Origin of the sequence: Alteromonas nitratireducens (assembly GCF_040812025.1) — a bacterium.
In the GTDB taxonomy this organism is placed as follows: domain Bacteria; phylum Pseudomonadota; class Gammaproteobacteria; order Enterobacterales; family Alteromonadaceae; genus Alteromonas; species Alteromonas nitratireducens.
This window is the reverse complement of record NZ_JBFNPK010000011.1, coordinates 104,655-122,103: the sequence shown is the minus strand read 5'-3', so window position 1 is coordinate 122,103 and position 17,449 is coordinate 104,655. Positions and strand designations below refer to the sequence as shown.

Sequence of the window (17,449 nt, the reverse complement as noted above, 5' to 3'; positions counted from 1 at the left end):
ACCTCCCCGGAAGATAGAGTTTGAGCGAGTTTGGCGAGCTTTAACTTAAACGCTCTATTGTATTTGGACATAAAAAGACCCCCAGTAATTGGAATGTCCAACTATTGGGGGTCACTTCATATTGCTGCCTTTTTGTTTCTGTGAACTACCGTTGGTACTACAGCCTTTTGAAGATCAGTGAGCCGTTAGTGCCACCGAATCCAAAAGAGTTGCAGAGTGCCAGTGGCGACTCAAACGCTTTTGCGGTATGCGCAACAAAATCAAGATCACAACCTTCGCCAGGATTATCCAGATTAATGGTTGGTGGTGCGATTTTGTCACGTAGTGCAAGGATCGTGAAAATGGCCTCAACCGACCCTGCTGCACCCAGCAGGTGACCAGTCATTGATTTGGTTGAACTAACCAGCAGGTTATACGCGTGATCACCAAATACCCGCTTCACTGCTGCCACTTCCGCAACATCGCCGGCAGGCGTTGAGGTACCATGCGCATTGATGTAACCAATGTCTTCTTTACTGGCACCTGCATCGTTGAGCGCATTTTGCATCGACGCAGCGGCCCCCTCGCCGTCTTCCGGCGGTGAGGTCATGTGGTAGGCATCACCACTCATGCCAAAGCCGGTCAGCTCGGCGTAAATCGTCGCACCGCGCGCTACTGCACTGTCATAGTCTTCCAGCATAATGACACCGGCCCCCTCGCCCATGACAAAGCCATCACGGTCTTTATCCCAGGGACGGCTTGCTGCCTGAGGGTCTTCATTGCGCGATGATAATGCCCGGGCTGCAGCAAACCCTGCCACACCCAGCGGCGTGATTGACGCTTCAGCGCCGCCGGCCAGCATCGCATCGGCATCACCATAGGCAATGGTACGTGCTGCCAGACCAATATTGTGCACACCCGTTGTACAGGCTGTGACCACATTCAGATTAGGCCCTTTAAGCCCTTCCATGATCGACAAAAAGCCGGAGATCATATTGGTGATGGTAGACGGAACAAAAAATGGAGACACCCGTTTAGGGCCACTGTTAAGCAGTTTTTCGTGGTTCTGTTCGATCAGTTCCAGACCACCAATACCGGAGCCAATGGATACCCCAACCCGGTGGGCGTTTTCACTGCTGATAGTCAGGCCAGAATCTCTGAGCGCCTGAATACCCGCAGCCACACCAAACTGGATGAAGCGGTCCATTTTTTTGGTTTCTTTCTTTTCAATATATTCCTGCGGGTCAAAATCATTAATCTGACCAGCAAAACGGGTTGAATAGTTACTGCAATCGAAATGGGTGATAGCACCGATGCCGCTTTCGCCAGCCAGCAAACGACGCCAGGTAGCGTCCGTATTCAGGCCGAGAGGTGAAAGCATGCCAAGACCAGTAACCACTACGCGACGTTTTGTCACAACAAGCCCTCGCATTGGATCTAAGGTGGGGAGAGACAAAAAACGGCTCTAATCAGAGCCGTTTTTCATGGACGGTTTTACGCGTCTTTATTTGCGTTAATGTAGTCGATAGCTGACTGAACAGTGGTGATTTTCTCTGCTTCTTCGTCAGGAATCTCAGTATCAAACTCTTCTTCCAACGCCATTACCAGCTCTACGGTGTCAAGTGAGTCCGCGCCTAAATCGTCAACGAATGAAGCTTCCGGTTTTACTTCTTCTTCTTTCACGCCAAGCTGTTCAACGATGATTTTCTTAACGCGATCTTCAATGTTACTCATAATTCTAGGTTTCCCTTAACGTCACTAGATAGTAAAAGTGTCGCTAGTTTATTTTGCCCGGTTACACCTTGCAAGCGCCAGGAGCAACAAATTTCCTGGTCAAACCAGCGACATCCCAAATTTTCAATACTTCTATTTTTACATTCAAGTTCGGGCAAATGCCAGCCCAAACACAGCAGATTCCGCGAAAATACGAAATTTAGCTCATGTACATCCCGCCATTGACATGCAGCGTTTCACCTGTGATGTACGCGGCACCATCGCTGGCAAGGAATGCTACTGTTGCAGCAATTTCCTCTGGCTGCCCCAGACGATTAGCAGGCACGTCTTTAAAGATCGCCTCTCGCTGCTCATCTGTCAACGCTTTCGTCATATCTGTGTCGATAAAACCTGGCGCAACAACGTTAATAGTGATACCTCGCGAGGCGACCTCGCGTGCCATGGATTTACTAAAACCAATCACACCGGCCTTAGCAGCGGCATAGTTAGCCTGACCGGCATTGCCTGCACTGCCAACCACCGAGCCCACATTAATGATGCGGCCAAAACGCTTTTTCATCATGCCGCGTAGCACGGCCTTTGACAGAGTGAAAACAGACGTCAGGTTGGTGTCCATGATGTCCTGCCACTCGTCGTCTTTCATCCGCATTAACAGGTTATCACGGGTAATGCCCGCGTTATTCACCAAAATATCAATGCCACCAAACTCATCATTGATCTGCTTGATTGCTGCGTCAACTGCACCTTTGTCGGTAACGTTCAGTGCAATGCCTTTTCCGCCCTGCTCCGCCAGGTAATCAGAAATTTTTTCTGCACCACTGTCAGTGGTTGCCGTACCGACCACCGTCGCACCCTGAGCAGACAACAACGAAGCAATGGCCTTACCAATGCCCCGACTCGCGCCGGTTACCAGCGCGACCTTTCCTGTTAAATCAAACATGCCTCTTCCTCTTAAAGCTCTGCAACACCATCTGGTGTATTCACCGCAATCGCATCCAGCGACTTATCAATACGCTTATTCAGGCCGGTAAGTACCTTGCCTGGCCCCACTTCGATAACGCGCGTCACACCGGCTGCGGCCAGGTACTCAACGGTCCTTGTCCACTGCACCGGGCAGTAAAGCTGACGAACCAGCGCATTTCGAATCGCATCCGACTCAGTCTCAATGTTAACGTCAACATTATTTACGACATTTATTGCAGGGGTATTAATCTGCAACGTTGCGAGCGTCTCTTCAAGTTTGTCGGCAGCAGGACGCATTAATTCACAATGTGACGGCACACTGACAGCCAGCGGAAGGGCACGCTTTGCACCGGCCGCTTTACAGGCATCCGCAGCCTGTTCAGCCGCATTTTTCTCACCGGCAATCACAACCTGACCCGGCGAGTTAAAGTTAACGGGTGCAACCACGTCGCCGGTAGCGATAGCGGTTTGCTGACAAATATCGGCTATCGCGGCATCATCAAGACCAATGATGGCATACATAGCGCCAGCGCCGGCAGGAACCGCTTCCTGCATGAACCGACCACGCGACTCAACCAGTTTTACGGCATCCTTAAAGTCAATCGCACCGGCACACACCAGTGCAGAGTATTCGCCAAGCGAATGGCCAGCCAGATAATCGACCTGCAGGCCCTTTGACTGAAGCACACGCCAGATTGCCACGCTCGCAGTCAGCAGTGCCGGCTGCGTGATATGTGTTTCGTTTAACGTGTTATCCGGATCGTTTTGCACCAGATCCCACAAATCATAGCCCAAAACGGAAGACGCCTCTGAAAAGGTGTCAATTACAGAAGCATGTGTGTCGGCCAGTTCTTTCAGCATGCCAACACTCTGCGACCCCTGACCGGGAAAAACGCAGGCTGTACGAGTCATAATCTATCCTTAGTGTTTATCTTATTGCTGTTATGCAAAGAATCAGTATCGAACCAGTGCCGATGCCCAGGCAAAACCACCACCGAAGGCTTCAAGCAATAAATGCTGTCCCCGCTGGATACGGCCATCCCGAACAGCAGTGTCCAGTGCGGTTGGGACCGTAGCAGCGGAGGTATTGCCATACTTTTCCAGTGTCATCACGACCTGGTCAAGCGACATATCCAGCTTTTTTGCGGTCGCTTTAATAATGCGGAAATTAGCCTGATGAGGCACCAGCCAGTCCAGATCAGACTTTGCCATGTTGTTGGCTGCCAGGGTTTGTTCGACCACTTCTGACAGTTTTGTCACGGCAACTTTGAAAACTTCATTCCCTTTCATGACGCCCCAGTTCTCATGAACCGATGCCTCGTCACCGCGGGTTGGGTTACCCACATACAGCAAATCGCCATACGACCCCGCCGCGTGAATATGCGTTGATAGAATACCAGGTTCGTCTGAGGCCTCGATAATGGTCGCACCCGCAGCATCACCAAACAGAATAATCATGGTACGGTCTGCCGGGTCAATCAGGCGGGTAAGGCAGTCGGTGCCGACTACCAGAATACGTTTCGCCATGCCTGATTTGATGTACTGATCTGCAACACTGAGCGCATAGCAGTAACCCGCGCACGCTGCCGCAACATCAAAGGCCGGAATTCCGTCGAGCTCTAAAATACGCTGAATTTCACAGGCGGTGCTGGGTAAAGCGTAACGTCCACTGGTCGTCGCGCAGACGATCATGTCAATGGACTTAGGATCAATGCCTGCCATCTCAATGGCGTTTTTACTGGCTTCTGCCCCCATGGTGGCTGCGGTTTCATGCTCGCCAATAATACGGCGTTCTCTTATGCCCGTGCGGTCGGTGATCCACTCATCACTGGTATCAACCATAATTTCAAGGTCGGCATTCGTGCGAACCTCACTGGGGTAATAGCTGCCTGTCCCGATAAATCGTGAATATTTGCTCAAAGCTGCTCCAACAATACCGTTTCTATCTTCGTTCTTATTTTGTCAGGAACCTGCATCTGTGCTTCCTGGATTGCCTGCAAAATGGCGTAATAAAACGCATCAGAGGACGCGTTACCGTGACTCTTGATCACAGTGCCGCGCAATCCTATCAAACTGGCACCGTTATACTGGTCGGGGTTCACGCGATTATAGATAGATTTTAGTAACGGCAGAGCAATTCTTGCCAGAATACGAGTCAGCCAGTTGCGCTGTGACTGGCGACGTACCTCGTTTATCACGAGTTTCGCCAGTCCTTCACTGGCTTTGAGCGCCACGTTACCGGTAAAACCGTCAGTGACAACAACATCGGCCTGGTCGGTGAAGATATCATCACCTTCCACATAGCCAATGTAGTTTATACCAGGGGCATTACGGAAAAGCTGATCGGCATGTTTTACCTGAGCGTTGCCTTTGATGTCTTCTTCCCCAACGTTCAGCAGCGCAACCCGTGGTGAGTCAATACCTGCTACCTGTTGTGCAAGCACCGACCCCATTACACCATACTGAAACAGAATTTCAGACGTACAGTTTACGTTGGCGCCGAGATCCAGCAAAAAGACTTTGTGGTGGCTTGCAGTTGGCATAACCGAGATAAGTGCAGGCCTGTCTACACCCGCGAGGGTTTTCAGCTGATAGTAGGCCAGCGTTAATAATGCGCCTGTGTTGCCTGCACTGACGCACGCACTGGCATCACCACTATCAACCAGCTCAAGCACGCGGCGCATAGAGGATTGTTTTTTATTGCGCAGTGCACTGCGCGGTGCCTCGCCCATCTCAACCACTTCGTCGCAGTGCGACACGGTGACACGCTGACGTTCATCGTCAGTTAATTCGGCAAGGGCGGGATGAATAACATTGCTGTCGCCACACAGGATAAAGTGGCAATCAGGTTGCTGGCGAATCGCTTTGAGGGAGGCGTCGAGGATAACAGGGGGACCATGATCGCCCCCCATGATATCTAACGCGATGGTTAGCTGAGACAAAATGCTGTCACCGACAATAATTAGTCAGCGATAACCTTTTTGCCTTTGTAGTAACCATCAGCGGTTACGTGGTGACGACGATGAGTCTCACCAGACGTTTGATCGACAGACAAAGTCGCGCCTGTCAATGCATCGTGTGAACGACGCATACCGCGCTTTGAACGCGTTTTACGATTTTGTTGTACTGCCATAACTTACTCCTGGTCTCGCTTAAGTTCTTTCAAAACCGCGAAAGGGTTTGGTCGCTCTTGTTCCGGTTCAATCTTTCCAAACTGCATTTCATCCTGACTCACTGCGCACGCCTCCTCTGCATGAAGGGGTACAAGTGGCAATGACAAAATCAGCTCGTCTTCAAATAACTGAAGCAGATTAATCATTCCATGGTCATCGACCTCTACCGGATCGTAAGCGTCGGGAATGGATTCATGCTCAAACTGCGCTTGTCCCTGCACCGGACTAAAGCAGAACTCTGCATGAAGTGGAAGTGTTAGTTCCCCATTACACCGCTGACACAGAACGGTGACCTGCGTATCAAGATGGCCGTGAAAAACAGTAAGACCCTGCGCGTCTTTCTCGAACTGTACTTCTGCGTCCACCCAGTCTTCGCAGCTAACCACTGCCCCGCTCAATCTCTCCATATCGCTGGTCGCAATCACGCCCCGGTAGTCGGAACGCTTCACGGCACTTTTGATCGGATCAACCGAATGAGGGAGTTTCACTTTCTGCATAGGGCGCGCATAATATAGCGTGAACCCTTTGCTGTCAAAGAATTAATGCTGTTTACCCGGCGAATAAAGGAATCCATGAAACCACTGATACTTGCCTCCTCATCGCGCTACCGGCAAGGCCTGCTTGCCAACCTTGGCATTAAGGTCACCTGCATTGCCCCGGACATTGATGAAACGCCGCATCCGGACGAAGATCCCAAAGCGTTAAGTCAGCGTCTTGCCTTTGAAAAAGCAGCCAAAATAGCCAAGCAGCACCCAGACGCTATTGTAATTGGCTCTGATCAGGTCGCACTGATCGATGGAACCTCGCCCCCGCAGGTACTCGGCAAACCGCATACCTATGACAATGCAGTCAGCCAGCTAACCATGTGCAGCGGGCGCACAGTGAGCTTTTTCACTGCGCTCAGCGTCATCTGCCATAATGAAAATGTCGCTTGTACTGGCGCAGAAACCACCAACGTCATTTTCCGTTCACTGAGCAACAGTGACATCGAACGCTATATAAAAGCAGAAACACCCTATGACTGCGCAGGCAGCTTCAAATCAGAAGGTCTCGGCATTCTGTTGTTCGAGCGCATCGACAGCCGCGACCCCAACGCCCTGATTGGCCTTCCCGTCATGCTGCTACGCGATATCCTGGCATCAGAGCTTGAAATCGACTTACTTAAGCTGGCGACTGAGGGCTGACATCTGTAACGCTGGCGCTGGGGGAGAGTGGTCACCGACAAGGCCCTCTGCCGCAGGGATGCGGCAGTGGAGCCCCCAAGGATGGGTGTACGGCGTGCCGAGGAGATGACCACTCTCCCTCGGGGTCAGCGTTGTCCGTCGGTGTCAACTCCCTACGCGCCCAGCACCTTGCTGAGTTCGGGGACGGAATGAACAATATCAAGGGGGTTATGGCGTTCAAGGTGCACCTGGGCGTGGACGCCGTAGGACACGCCGATTCGGTCCATACCAATGGCTTCCGCCATTTGCATGTCGTAGATGGTATCGCCAATCATTACTGCCTCGGACGCATGCACGTTGAGTTCATCCAGCAACTGCAGCAGCATGTCCGGTGACGGTTTTGACTCGGCGTCATCAGCGCAGCGGGACGCCGTGAAAAAGTGCCCGGTGTTCGTGTTTTGCCAGGCCCGGACCAGGCCGCGGCGCGCTTTTCCGGTGGCCACCGCCAGTGTGCGCTGCTGGCGCACCAGGTCTGACAGCATTGACTCTACCCCGTTAAATAAGGGACAGGGCGTCGCGTCTTTTTCCAGGAAAGCCTGTTTATAGGCCTGTACCAAGCGATCTGCCAAGGCATCATCGTTAATCTCAAACAGCTGCTTAATGGCTGGCTTGAGGCTGATGCCGATAATATGCCCCACCGCATCGGCATCGGGTACCGGCATACCGCAATCACGGGCGGCAATCTGCATGCAGTTCACGATTTTACCGGCTGAATCCATCAGGGTGCCGTCCCAGTCAAAAATCACCAGTTTATGACGCATTGCGCAATACCTCGAGCGTATGAGTCAGGTTGTCATCGAGCGGCGCAGTGAATTTCACTGGCTTCTCGTCACGCGGATGTAATAGCGAAATACTGTGGGCATGCAGGAACAAACGATTCAGCCCTGCTTTTTGCATTGCTTCATCAAAGCTGGCGTCACCGTATTTTAGATCACAGGCAATAGGATGGCCTGCGTGCAGACAGTGCACCCGAATCTGGTGCGTACGACCGGTGATCGGTGACGCTTCAACCAGCGTAGCACCAGCAAAACGCTCCAGGATCCGATAGCGGGTTTCTGATGGTTTGCCATCGTCACTGACACTGACCATGCGCTCCCCTGACTGCAACACATTCTTTTTCAGTGGCGCCTTTACTTTAAACCGGTTCTCCGGCCATGTCCCTGAGACCAGCGCCTGATAGCGCTTGTCCATTTGCCCGGCCCGCAGTTGTTCATGCATATGCCGCAGCGCGGAACGCCTCTTTGCAATCAGAATACAGCCCGATGTATCACGGTCAAGACGATGCACCAGCTCCATGAATGTGGCAGAGGGGCGCAGTGCACGCAGCCCTTCAATCAAACCAAAACTCAAACCACTGCCACCGTGCACGGCCATGCCAGAGGGTTTATTCATAACAATGAGCCGGTCGTCCTCAAACAGGATATGCGCTTCCAGACTGGCAATTATGTCCAGCTTTGGTGACGGCGCAGGTGCGCCTTCGGCAACGCGAACGGGCGGTATGCGCACAACATCGTCGGCGCACAGTTTGTATTCTGGTTTTACCCTGCCCTTGTTGACCCGCACTTCGCCTTTGCGAAGAATGCGGTATACCATGCTTTTCGGTACACCTTTGAGACAGGTACGCAGAAAATTGTCGATACGCTGACCGGCCTGATCGGCCTCAACGGTGACAAAACGGACTTTTTGATGTGCTTCATTTTTCATGGCGCGGAGTATACAACAAGCCTCATCTGAACTCACCGCCTTCTTAACACAAAGATAAAAAGCAGCGACTCAGCGCAGTCCATACCAATAACCGCTTGCCTGAGGGCCTGTATTAGTGCGATAATTTGCGACCAACAGCCTGATTTGAAAAGGTTGTTGACGATCGGTTTGAACTACATTGTCAAACGAAACAGTAATACTATCAACACATTGAGATAACTGTATTAAGGCCGTAAATGAGTGCCTTGCAGGTCCCGTCGAAACCGGTAAAACCGGCAGACGCCACCGTTATTTACAGGTATTACAACGTAACAATACAATCGTTCGCCGTTTAGCCAGACAGAATTGAATTGACTATCATCCCGGTGCGCTAGTAATGCCGGGGTGGTGAAAATGTAAAAAATAACAGGGGCTGTCGCTCCCGACACCGAATAAACAGCATCGCCCGAGGAATGTTCCGGGGATACTTACGGTAATGCGGCTTACAACAAGATCCCCGCCCAGTCGTGAGACTGCACGGTGAGATATTGCACACGTCATTTTAATTTTGTGTCTGAACGGCTGTGAATTAACAGAGTTAGATACAATGAAAAGAATGCTAATAAATGCAACTCAGCAAGAAGAGTTGCGCGTTGCCCTGGTGGATGGGCAGCGGTTGTACGATTTGGATATCGAAAGTCCCGGGCACGAACAGAAAAAAGCGAACATCTATAAAGGAAAAATCACCCGCGTAGAGCCGAGCCTCGAAGCGGCGTTTGTCGACTACGGTGCTGAGCGCCACGGTTTCCTTCCCCTCAAAGAAATTGCCCGTACCTACTTCCCCAAAGGTTATAAATTCGAAGGCCGTCCAAACATCAAAGATGTGATCAAGGAAGGCCAGGAAGTCATCGTACAAATTGACAAAGAAGAGCGCGGCCAGAAAGGTGCAGCGCTTACCACCTTCCTGTCACTGGCCGGAAGCTATCTGGTGTTAATGCCAAACAATCCGCGAGCGGGTGGTATTTCACGCCGTATTGAAGGTGATGAGCGTACCGAACTAAAAGATGCGCTTAGCCGTCTCGACCTGCCAGAAGGCATGGGCCTGATTGTCCGTACCGCCGGTGTAGGCAAATCCTATGAGGAACTTGAGTGGGATTTACGTGTTCTGCTGACACAGTGGGAAGCCATTTCTAAAGTTGCGGATGAGCGCCCTGCTCCTTTCCTGATCCATCAGGAAAGCAATGTTATTGTTCGCGCAATTCGCGACTACCTGCGTCGTGATATTGGTGAAATCCTGATTGATAAAACCAGTATTTACGAGCAGGCACTGCAGCATATCCAACTGGTACGCCCTGATTTTGCCAACCGCGTAAAACTGTACAAGGGTGATGTGCCGCTGTTCAGTCACTATCAGATTGAAAGCCAGATTGAGTCGGCATTCCAGCGTGAAGTGCGCCTGCCATCAGGTGGCTCTATCGTCATTGACCCTACAGAAGCGCTGACGTCGATTGATATTAACTCGGCGCGCGCTACTAAGGGCGGCGACATCGAAGAAACGGCTCTGAATACCAACCTTGAAGCGGCCGATGAAATTGCCCGTCAGCTTCGTCTGCGTGACTTAGGCGGTCTGGTGGTGATTGATTTCATCGATATGACGCCGGTACGCCACCAGCGCGAAGTAGAGAATCGTCTGAAAGAAGCAGTGCGAAGCGATCGCGCTCGCATCCAGCTTGGCCGTATTTCGCGCTTTGGTCTGCTGGAAATGTCACGTCAGCGTCTGCGCCCATCACTCGGTGAGTCAGCGCACCATGTCTGTCCGCGCTGTTCAGGGCACGGCACTATCCGTGGTACAGAGTCACTCGCGTTGTCAATTCTGCGGATCCTCGAAGAAGAGAGCATTAAAGATAATACCGGACAAATCGAAGCGCAGTTACCGGTGCCGGTTGCCACTTATCTGCTGAATGAAAAGCGCAAAGCCATCCAGACACTGGAAAAGCGTCATGGCGTGTCGCTGCTGTTACTGCCAAACGCAAACCTCGAAACGCCCCACTATCAGGTGACTCGCCGTCGTCAGGACGAAGTGGTCTCTGACGCGAGCTATAACCTCGAACTGATTGCGCCGACGGATGCCGAAAGTGACAAACCGGCAGCCACAGAGATCAAGCGTGAAGAGCCAGCGCTTCAGGGTCTGATTGCACCAACACAGGCGCCAGTTGCAGCACCCGCTCCGGCCGCGAAAGAGACTGTCCAGGCACCTTCACTGATCGCCAAACTGGGCAAGTGGCTGAAGTCTCTGTTTGCAGAAGAAGAAAAAGAACAGGATAAAAAGCCGCAACGCCGGAATAACCGGGGTGGTCAGAATCGCCGCAATGACGGACGCAATGATAACCGCCGCCGTAATAACCGCAAGGGTGGCCGTCGCAACGATCCACGGCAGAACAAGGCTGAAGACGAAGACAATCGTAAGAAGCCGGTAACTGAACAGGACGATAAGCAGCGTAAACCATCACGTAAGCCGCGCAAGCCGCAGCAACAGCGTGATGACAACAAACCCAGAAAAGAAGAGGTTGCTGAGTCAGTCCCGGCCAGTACCGACAATGACGCTGGCAACACGAAAAAACGTGAAGTCGCTGAGCGCCGCAAGCGCCGTAACGTTCGTCGCAGTGTACGTGTTCAGAAAGATGGCGACGCGCCATCGGTCGTGACGACGCAGGAACAGCAGACAGCGACCAAGCCGGCTGAAAAGCAGACACCGGCGCCACGCAAAGAAAAAGCCGAGTCGCAAAAAGTCGATGAAACCCTCGTCAATGATGCGACTGACAGCGTCACCGAGGCAGCGGCATCAGCGCAGGCGACTGAAGACAAGCCTGCGTCTAAGCCACGTCGCAAAGCTGCAGCGTCAGCGGATGACACCGACAAACAGGTGCCGGCGCAGACAGACAGTGCTGACAGTGAAACGACAGAAGCAGAAAATGCAGTGACTGACTCTGCTGCAAATACCGACACAGATGATCAGGCACAGAACAAGCGCGAGAGTCGCGGTCGTTCACGTCGCTCTCCCCGTCATGTTCGTGCTGCGGGTCAGCGTCGTAAGAAAGAAAGTCAGCAGGCTGATGAGAATGCTGATGACAATCATAGTGTGGCTGCACTTCAGGATGAACTGCCGTTTGATGCACCAGAGGCACCATCTGAATCTGCTAAGGAGACGTCACCTGCAAGCCAGGACGACGCGGTGAGTGCCGACGAGGCACGTTCTGACAATCAGTCGTTATCCGGTCAGGTAGAAATTGATCTTGACGACAACGCGGCCCCGGAACCTGTTGCCGAAGCACCTGCAGAACCAGCAGTTACGCAAACAGAAAATGTGGCAGAAGCACAGGCGGACACCGCAGCGCAACAGGACGTCAAGGCGGACGCTTCGCCAGACACTGCCAGCGCAGAGCAGGAAAAAGCGCCAGTATCTAAGCCAGCTAAGACTGCGACCAGTGCGACTCAACCTGTTGTTATTGCCAGCAGTCGTGGGCGTGTTAACGTCTCACACCCGATGGCAACACCACAGAGCGTAGAAGATGAGCTGGGCAACCTGACAATTGTCGCGCGTGCTGATGAGGCCCGCCCTGCAGTTAACGTGTCTGGTCGCCTGGCAACACGTGCCAGTGCAACATCTTCCGCTACGGCGCCGGCAACGCTGCCCGCTTCCGTGGAATAACGCGGAAATCGTTAAAAAGCCGCACCCTTGTGCGGCTTTTTTGTCGCTATGACACAGCCAGCCTCCGCACACTACCTTCACGATGCTGAACAGCATCTGTCCGCCCGCTGTCTTCGCAGTGCCCTTATTCAGCCGCTGTGGAGTGGCTATGGAGAGTGCTTTCGCGCGTGGTTTGAGGGTTACCCGACACCGTTGGTCGTCAAAGCGGTGCAGCCACCAGATACTGCCAGCCACCCAAGAGGCTGGGACCATCAGGATGCACACGACCGGAAATGCCTTTCTTTTCAGATAGAACGCACCTTTTACCAGTTTTATCAGCCTCGTTTACCTGACACCTGTCAAACACCGGCACTGGTGACAAGCAGTGAAAACCACAAGGACGGACGGCTCAGCGCATTGGTGCTGATCATGGATGACCTGGATGCACAGGGCTTTTACCGACGTGAGCAAACCCTGTCACCCGAGGCATGCCGGCCGGTACTTAACTGGCTCGCCCACTTTCACGCACACTGGCTGCAGGACTCTGCTGATAATTTATGGCAAACCGGCTGTTACTGGCACCTCGCAACACGCCATAAAGAATGGCAGGCCATGCCTGCCGGCAATCTGAAAATGCAGGCCAGCGCCATTGACAAAATGCTGGCTGACTGCCCTTATCAGACGGTACTACACGGTGACGCAAAAGTAGCTAATTTTTGTTTTAACGAAACCTTGAGTGACTGTGCTGCCGTTGATTTCCAGTACACCGGCAAAGGCCCCGGAATAAAAGATGTTGCCTATTTTCTGGGTAGCGCTCTGTCATTACAGGATCAGATGGACGCGACGACCTTCTGCCTCGACATCTATTTTACTGCGCTGGACAAGGCGCTTGACAATGGACCTTTCGCGCCGCAGCGTAAACACATTATTGCCACATGGCGTTCACTCTATCCGTTTGCCTGTGCCGATTTTCATCGCTTCCTGTCTGGCTGGAGCCCCGGGCACCATAAAATCAATCCGGCGCTTGAACAACAAACCCACGTCGCACTGTCAATGCTCGTAAACAGCTGAACGCCGCAAAGGCGGGTTTTTAGTATACTGACTGCGCAATTTACAGTAGCGTAGTAAGCGGACTAAAACACAACAATAAAAAAGGTTTATCAGGCCATGGAACAACAATCCTCCTCGCTGGTTCAGCGAATTCTCAACCGTGTTGAAGTATGGGGTAACAAGCTCCCCGACCCGGCAGTGCTGTTTTTGATGTTGCTGGGTATTGTCTGGCTACTGTCTTTTCTGCTGTCAGGGGTTGATTTTGGCGTCGTCGACCCACGTAACGGCAACGCACTGACCATTAATAATCAGTTGTCAGGTAGCGCGCTGACGCAGTTTATGTCGTCCATGGTGACCAATTTTTCCCACTTCCATCCGGTTGGTGTCGTTCTGGTTGCGATGCTGGGTATCGGAGTGGCTGAGTACTCGGGTTTTATCAATGCCGGTCTGCGCGCGTTGTTGTCTGTAACGGCAACCTGGTTGCTCACGCCGATGATCATTCTCATTGGTATTGTCAGCCACTCCGCGGTTGATGCAGGTTATGTTCTGGTTATTCCTCTCGGTGGGGTTATTTTTTATGCTGCAGGCCGCCATCCGCTGGCGGGGATCGCCGCCGCGTTTGCGGGCGTTTCAGGCGGGTTCTCGGCAAACTTTGTGCCCTCGGCGCTGGATCCGATGTTGCAGGGCATTTCACAGGCCGGGGCGCAGTTGCTCGACCCATCAGTCACGCTTAACCCGCTCAACAATTATTATTTTACAACCGCGTCGGCATTGGTCATCACCCTGCTTGGCTGGTTTATCACCGACAAGCTGGTTGAACCCAAACTTAACAACAATCCGTTAGATGGCGATTTGTCCGACCTCCCCTCTATGGAGCCATTGCAGGACGGCGAACGCCGTGCGCTGCGCTGGGCATTGTTTGCGGTGGCAGGAGGTATTGTGTTACTGGCGGTCACCGCCTCGCTTGATACCTCTCCCTGGCGTGGTGACGACGGCTCTCTAACGTCATTCAGTGCACCGCTGATGCGCTCTATCGTGCCGCTGATTTTCCTTTTATTCCTTATTCCAGGCCTGGTCTATGGTGTGGTAATAGGCACTATCCGCACTACTGCACAATTTGCCGAAGGTATGACCAAAGCCATGCAGGGCATGGGCTACTACCTGGTCATTATGTTTTGTATCGCCCAGTTTATTTATGCGTTTGGTCAGTCAAACCTGGGGATCCTGCTGGCGGTGAAAGGTGCAGCGGCTCTGCAAGCCATGGCATTACCGGGCAGTATTACCATTACCGGTATTATTCTGCTGACAGGGCTTATTAACCTGTTTGTCGGTTCAGCCTCAGCAAAATGGGCGCTGCTTGCCCCCATATTTATTCCGATGCTGATGCAACTGGGTATTTCACCGGATCTGGCTCAGGCTGCCTACCGGATTGGCGATTCCTCGACCAATATCATTACACCACTGATGCCCTATTTTCCTCTGGTGGTTGTCTTTTGCCAGCGTTACGTCACCAACACCGGCATTGGCACCCTGACCTCCATGATGCTGCCATTCTCGGTAAGCTTTATCATTGTCTGGTCGCTGTTTCTGATTGCTTACTGGAGTCTGGGGATCCCGCTGGGGATCCAGGCGTCCTACCAGTATATCGCGCCTTAACGTCCCGCCTGTGCCCGGCGTGTTCCGGGCACACATTTCCTGTACCGGTTTCTTGCATTTCATACTGGCAATCCGCTAACGTGTGATGACAGCGCTTACAATTGCACGAGGTTTATCTATGCGTCCAGTTTTCACCCCTCTGATAATAGGCATCGCTCTGTTTGTCGCACAGCAAACAGCGGCAAAGTCTGGCGATGAGCCCGTGCCCGTCAGCCTGCAAAAAAACGAACACGGGTATCAGATTGTGCGCGGGGGAACACCGTTTTTCATCCGCGGCGCGGGCGGAAGTTCACGTCTGGAACAGCTTGCCGAGTCTGGAGGTAATGCCATTCGCACCTGGAGTAGCGATAATGCCGAAGAAATTCTTGATCGCGCACACAAGGCAGGTCTGGTGGTTATGCTCGGTCTGCGCCTGGGTCATGAGCGTCATGGTTTCGATTATAACGATAAAACCGCTGTCGCCGCACAGTTCGAACGCGTTAAACAAACCGTCCTACGTTATAAAGACCACCCGGCGTTGCTCGCCTGGGGGATTGGTAACGAGGTTGATCTGTTCTACACCAACACTAACGTCTGGTTCGCCGTTGAAGAGATTGCCGCATTTATTCAAAAGCATGATCCTCATCACCTGGTGACTACCGTCACGGCGGGTATCGACAAGCCAAAGCTTGACCTTGTTCTGTCGCGTGTCCCCAGCATCGATTATCTGAGCATTAATATTTATGGCGGGCTGGAAACCCTGCCCGCCACCTTGCTTGATTATGGCTATGACGGTCCGTTTGTTGTGACAGAATGGGGGCCAACCGGTCACTGGCAGGTTGAAAAAACCGCCTGGGGAGTGCCCATTGAACAAACCAGCACCGAAAAGGCAGCCTCTTATCGCCAGCGCTATCAGGATGGTATTGTTGCGGCGCCGGGACGGGCGCTTGGATCGTTTGCTTTTCTGTGGGGACAGAAACAGGAAACAACGCCCACCTGGTATGGCGTGTTTACTGAAAATGGACAGCCAACAGAAGTCGTGGATAGCCTGACCTACAATTGGACCGGTCAGTGGCCAGACTGGCGGGCCCCCTCAATTCATTCGCTGCGTCTGCAGGGCCAGTCTGCAAAAGACAGTATTCAGGTAGCCGCCGGCGAGGCAGTCTCAGCTTCAGTGATACTGGATACCCGCTCAGATCCCTCGCCGTCCCTGCGCATTGAAGTGCTACCGGAGAGCACCGACATCAAGGCAGGCGGTGATCCCGAATCCCGTCCACAGTCGGTCACAGATCTGAATGTTCAGCATGACAGCAACGGCAACATCACATTCCATGCACCACAGCAACGCGGTGCTTACCGGTTATTCATTTATGTCACCGACAGCCGGGGTCATGTCGCCAACGCCAATATTCCGTTTTATGTATCCACCGCGGACTAGGCCGATGGACTAAGCAGCTCGCTGATGTGTTGCATCACGCGACTGACCACTACCGATGGCCGTGCCGTGACCCGATATACGTGATAAAGCGGCTCCTCAACGGGGGTTCGCAGGGAATGGACGCGAATACTTTCTTGCGCGCTAAAACCGTCTATCGCATGCGCCGGGAGCACGGTAAATCCAAGCCCCCGGGCTACCGGCTCAAGTATAAGATGGATCTGGTTTGAAAAGCCGCGTCGGGGAAACTGGTCTACGTGACGATACTGATGAAAATTAGCGCCTAACAGCAGGTTGGCGTGATGCTCACCATCCGGGTGACCGATAAATCCCAGCTCCATCAGGTTGTCCCAGGTGGCCGCCGTCATTGAATGTGGCGTTACCAGTCGTAACGCTTCTGTCGCCAGCGGCGCATAACTCAGCCGGGCTGACTCCGGGGGATGCGTCATTAATCCAATGTCTGCACGTCCCGACTCGACGGCGCGCTGGATGTCACTGTTTGGTGCAAAGCGATAGTCAATAACCAGCTCAGGGTGTGACGACTGGACACTGAGTAAATGCGGATACACGGCCAGCCCCACACTGCCTGGCGACATAATGTGAACACTTCCCGCATAAGGCTTGTCATGTCGCGCAGCCCCTTCCAGTCCCGACAAGGCCAGCAATATGCGCTGAGCCTCCCGGTAAACCTGCTCGCCGGCAGACGTTAATGTCATGGTTTTGCTGGTTCTTTCAAGCAGACATTCACCATACGCCTCCTCCAGCTTTTTCAAGTGCTGGCTGACCCCGGACTGGGTCATATGAAGATAGCTCGCGGTACGGGTAAAGTGACGCGTTTCTGCAAGAGTACAAAACGTTCGAAGCCACACCGGATTAATCATAATTC

General features: G+C 52.7%; 16 protein-coding genes. 5 read left to right on the top strand and 11 right to left on the bottom strand.

The features are described 5' to 3' along the window. Positions 1 to 157: 157 nt before the first annotated feature. From fabF to yceD, 8 genes are all read right to left on the bottom strand, one after another. On the bottom strand, positions 158 to 1,396 hold the full coding sequence (fabF, locus tag AB1N33_RS11220) for a beta-ketoacyl-ACP synthase II (protein ID WP_411271639.1): 1,239 nt from the start codon (positions 1,394 to 1,396) through the stop codon (positions 158 to 160). Between the two features lie 77 nt (positions 1,397 to 1,473). Further along, entirely contained in the window at positions 1,474 to 1,713 is a 240-nt protein-coding gene (gene acpP, locus AB1N33_RS11215; protein ID WP_411271638.1) for an acyl carrier protein, read from the bottom strand. A gap of 199 nt (positions 1,714 to 1,912) precedes the next feature. Further along, positions 1,913 to 2,653 carry a 3-oxoacyl-ACP reductase FabG gene (fabG, locus tag AB1N33_RS11210; protein ID WP_411271637.1) on the bottom strand — a complete coding sequence of 247 codons (741 nt, stop codon included), beginning with the start codon at positions 2,651 to 2,653 and terminating at the stop codon, positions 1,913 to 1,915. 11 nt (positions 2,654 to 2,664) lie between these two features. Next, positions 2,665 to 3,588, bottom strand: coding sequence for an ACP S-malonyltransferase (fabD, locus tag AB1N33_RS11205; RefSeq protein ID WP_411271636.1), 924 nt, complete (start codon positions 3,586 to 3,588; stop codon positions 2,665 to 2,667). Positions 3,589 to 3,630: 42 nt separating this feature from the next. After that, positions 3,631 to 4,596, bottom strand: coding sequence for a beta-ketoacyl-ACP synthase III (locus AB1N33_RS11200; RefSeq protein ID WP_411271635.1), 966 nt, complete (start codon positions 4,594 to 4,596; stop codon positions 3,631 to 3,633). Next, positions 4,593 to 5,618: a phosphate acyltransferase PlsX gene (gene plsX / locus AB1N33_RS11195; protein ID WP_411271634.1), complete on the bottom strand. Its 1,026-nt coding sequence runs from the start codon at positions 5,616 to 5,618 to the stop codon at positions 4,593 to 4,595. Before plsX ends, AB1N33_RS11200 begins: the two co-directional genes overlap by 4 nt. A gap of 20 nt (positions 5,619 to 5,638) precedes the next feature. Next, complete coding sequence (gene rpmF / locus AB1N33_RS11190) at positions 5,639 to 5,809, bottom strand: 50S ribosomal protein L32 (protein ID WP_411271633.1); 171 nt, start codon at positions 5,807 to 5,809, stop codon at positions 5,639 to 5,641. Positions 5,810 to 5,812: 3 nt separating this feature from the next. Continuing rightward, entirely contained in the window at positions 5,813 to 6,346 is a 534-nt protein-coding gene (gene yceD / locus AB1N33_RS11185; RefSeq protein ID WP_411271632.1) for a 23S rRNA accumulation protein YceD, read from the bottom strand. Positions 6,347 to 6,421: 75 nt separating this feature from the next. On the opposite strand from yceD, the gene AB1N33_RS11180 reads away from it, so the two are divergent. Next, complete coding sequence (locus AB1N33_RS11180; RefSeq protein ID WP_411271631.1) at positions 6,422 to 7,033, top strand: Maf family protein; 612 nt, start codon at positions 6,422 to 6,424, stop codon at positions 7,031 to 7,033. Positions 7,034 to 7,185: 152 nt separating this feature from the next. Here AB1N33_RS11180 and AB1N33_RS11175 read toward each other — a convergent pair whose 3' ends face one another. Further along, entirely contained in the window at positions 7,186 to 7,833 is a 648-nt protein-coding gene (locus tag AB1N33_RS11175; protein WP_411271630.1) for an HAD-IA family hydrolase, read from the bottom strand. Beyond that, the gene (gene rluC / locus AB1N33_RS11170) at positions 7,823 to 8,776 is read right to left on the bottom strand and encodes a 23S rRNA pseudouridine(955/2504/2580) synthase RluC (RefSeq protein WP_411271629.1); all 954 of its coding nucleotides are present in this window, start codon (positions 8,774 to 8,776) and stop codon (positions 7,823 to 7,825) included. Before rluC ends, AB1N33_RS11175 begins: the two co-directional genes overlap by 11 nt. Before the next feature lie 586 nt (positions 8,777 to 9,362). Here rluC and rne point away from each other — a divergent pair. The 4 genes from rne (at position 9,363) to AB1N33_RS11150 (ending at position 16,566) form a co-directional block, all read left to right on the top strand. Next, positions 9,363 to 12,464 (top strand): ribonuclease E, encoded by a 3,102-nt coding sequence (gene rne / locus AB1N33_RS11165; protein ID WP_411271628.1) that lies wholly within the window; start codon positions 9,363 to 9,365, stop codon positions 12,462 to 12,464. Positions 12,465 to 12,512: 48 nt separating this feature from the next. Further along, positions 12,513 to 13,514 (top strand): phosphotransferase, encoded by a 1,002-nt coding sequence (locus AB1N33_RS11160; protein WP_411271627.1) that lies wholly within the window; start codon positions 12,513 to 12,515, stop codon positions 13,512 to 13,514. 96 nt (positions 13,515 to 13,610) lie between these two features. Continuing rightward, positions 13,611 to 15,149 (top strand): AbgT family transporter, encoded by a 1,539-nt coding sequence (locus AB1N33_RS11155; protein ID WP_411271626.1) that lies wholly within the window; start codon positions 13,611 to 13,613, stop codon positions 15,147 to 15,149. Between the two features lie 118 nt (positions 15,150 to 15,267). Further along, a complete protein-coding gene (locus AB1N33_RS11150) occupies positions 15,268 to 16,566 on the top strand; it encodes a glycoside hydrolase family 2 TIM barrel-domain containing protein (protein ID WP_411271625.1) in 1,299 nt (432 codons plus the stop codon). Here AB1N33_RS11150 and AB1N33_RS11145 read toward each other — a convergent pair. Then, positions 16,563 to 17,444, bottom strand: a complete 882-nt coding sequence (locus AB1N33_RS11145; RefSeq protein WP_411271624.1) for a LysR family transcriptional regulator — start codon at positions 17,442 to 17,444, stop codon at positions 16,563 to 16,565. The genes AB1N33_RS11150 and AB1N33_RS11145 overlap by 4 nt on opposite strands. Between the last annotated feature and the right edge of the window lie 5 nt (positions 17,445 to 17,449).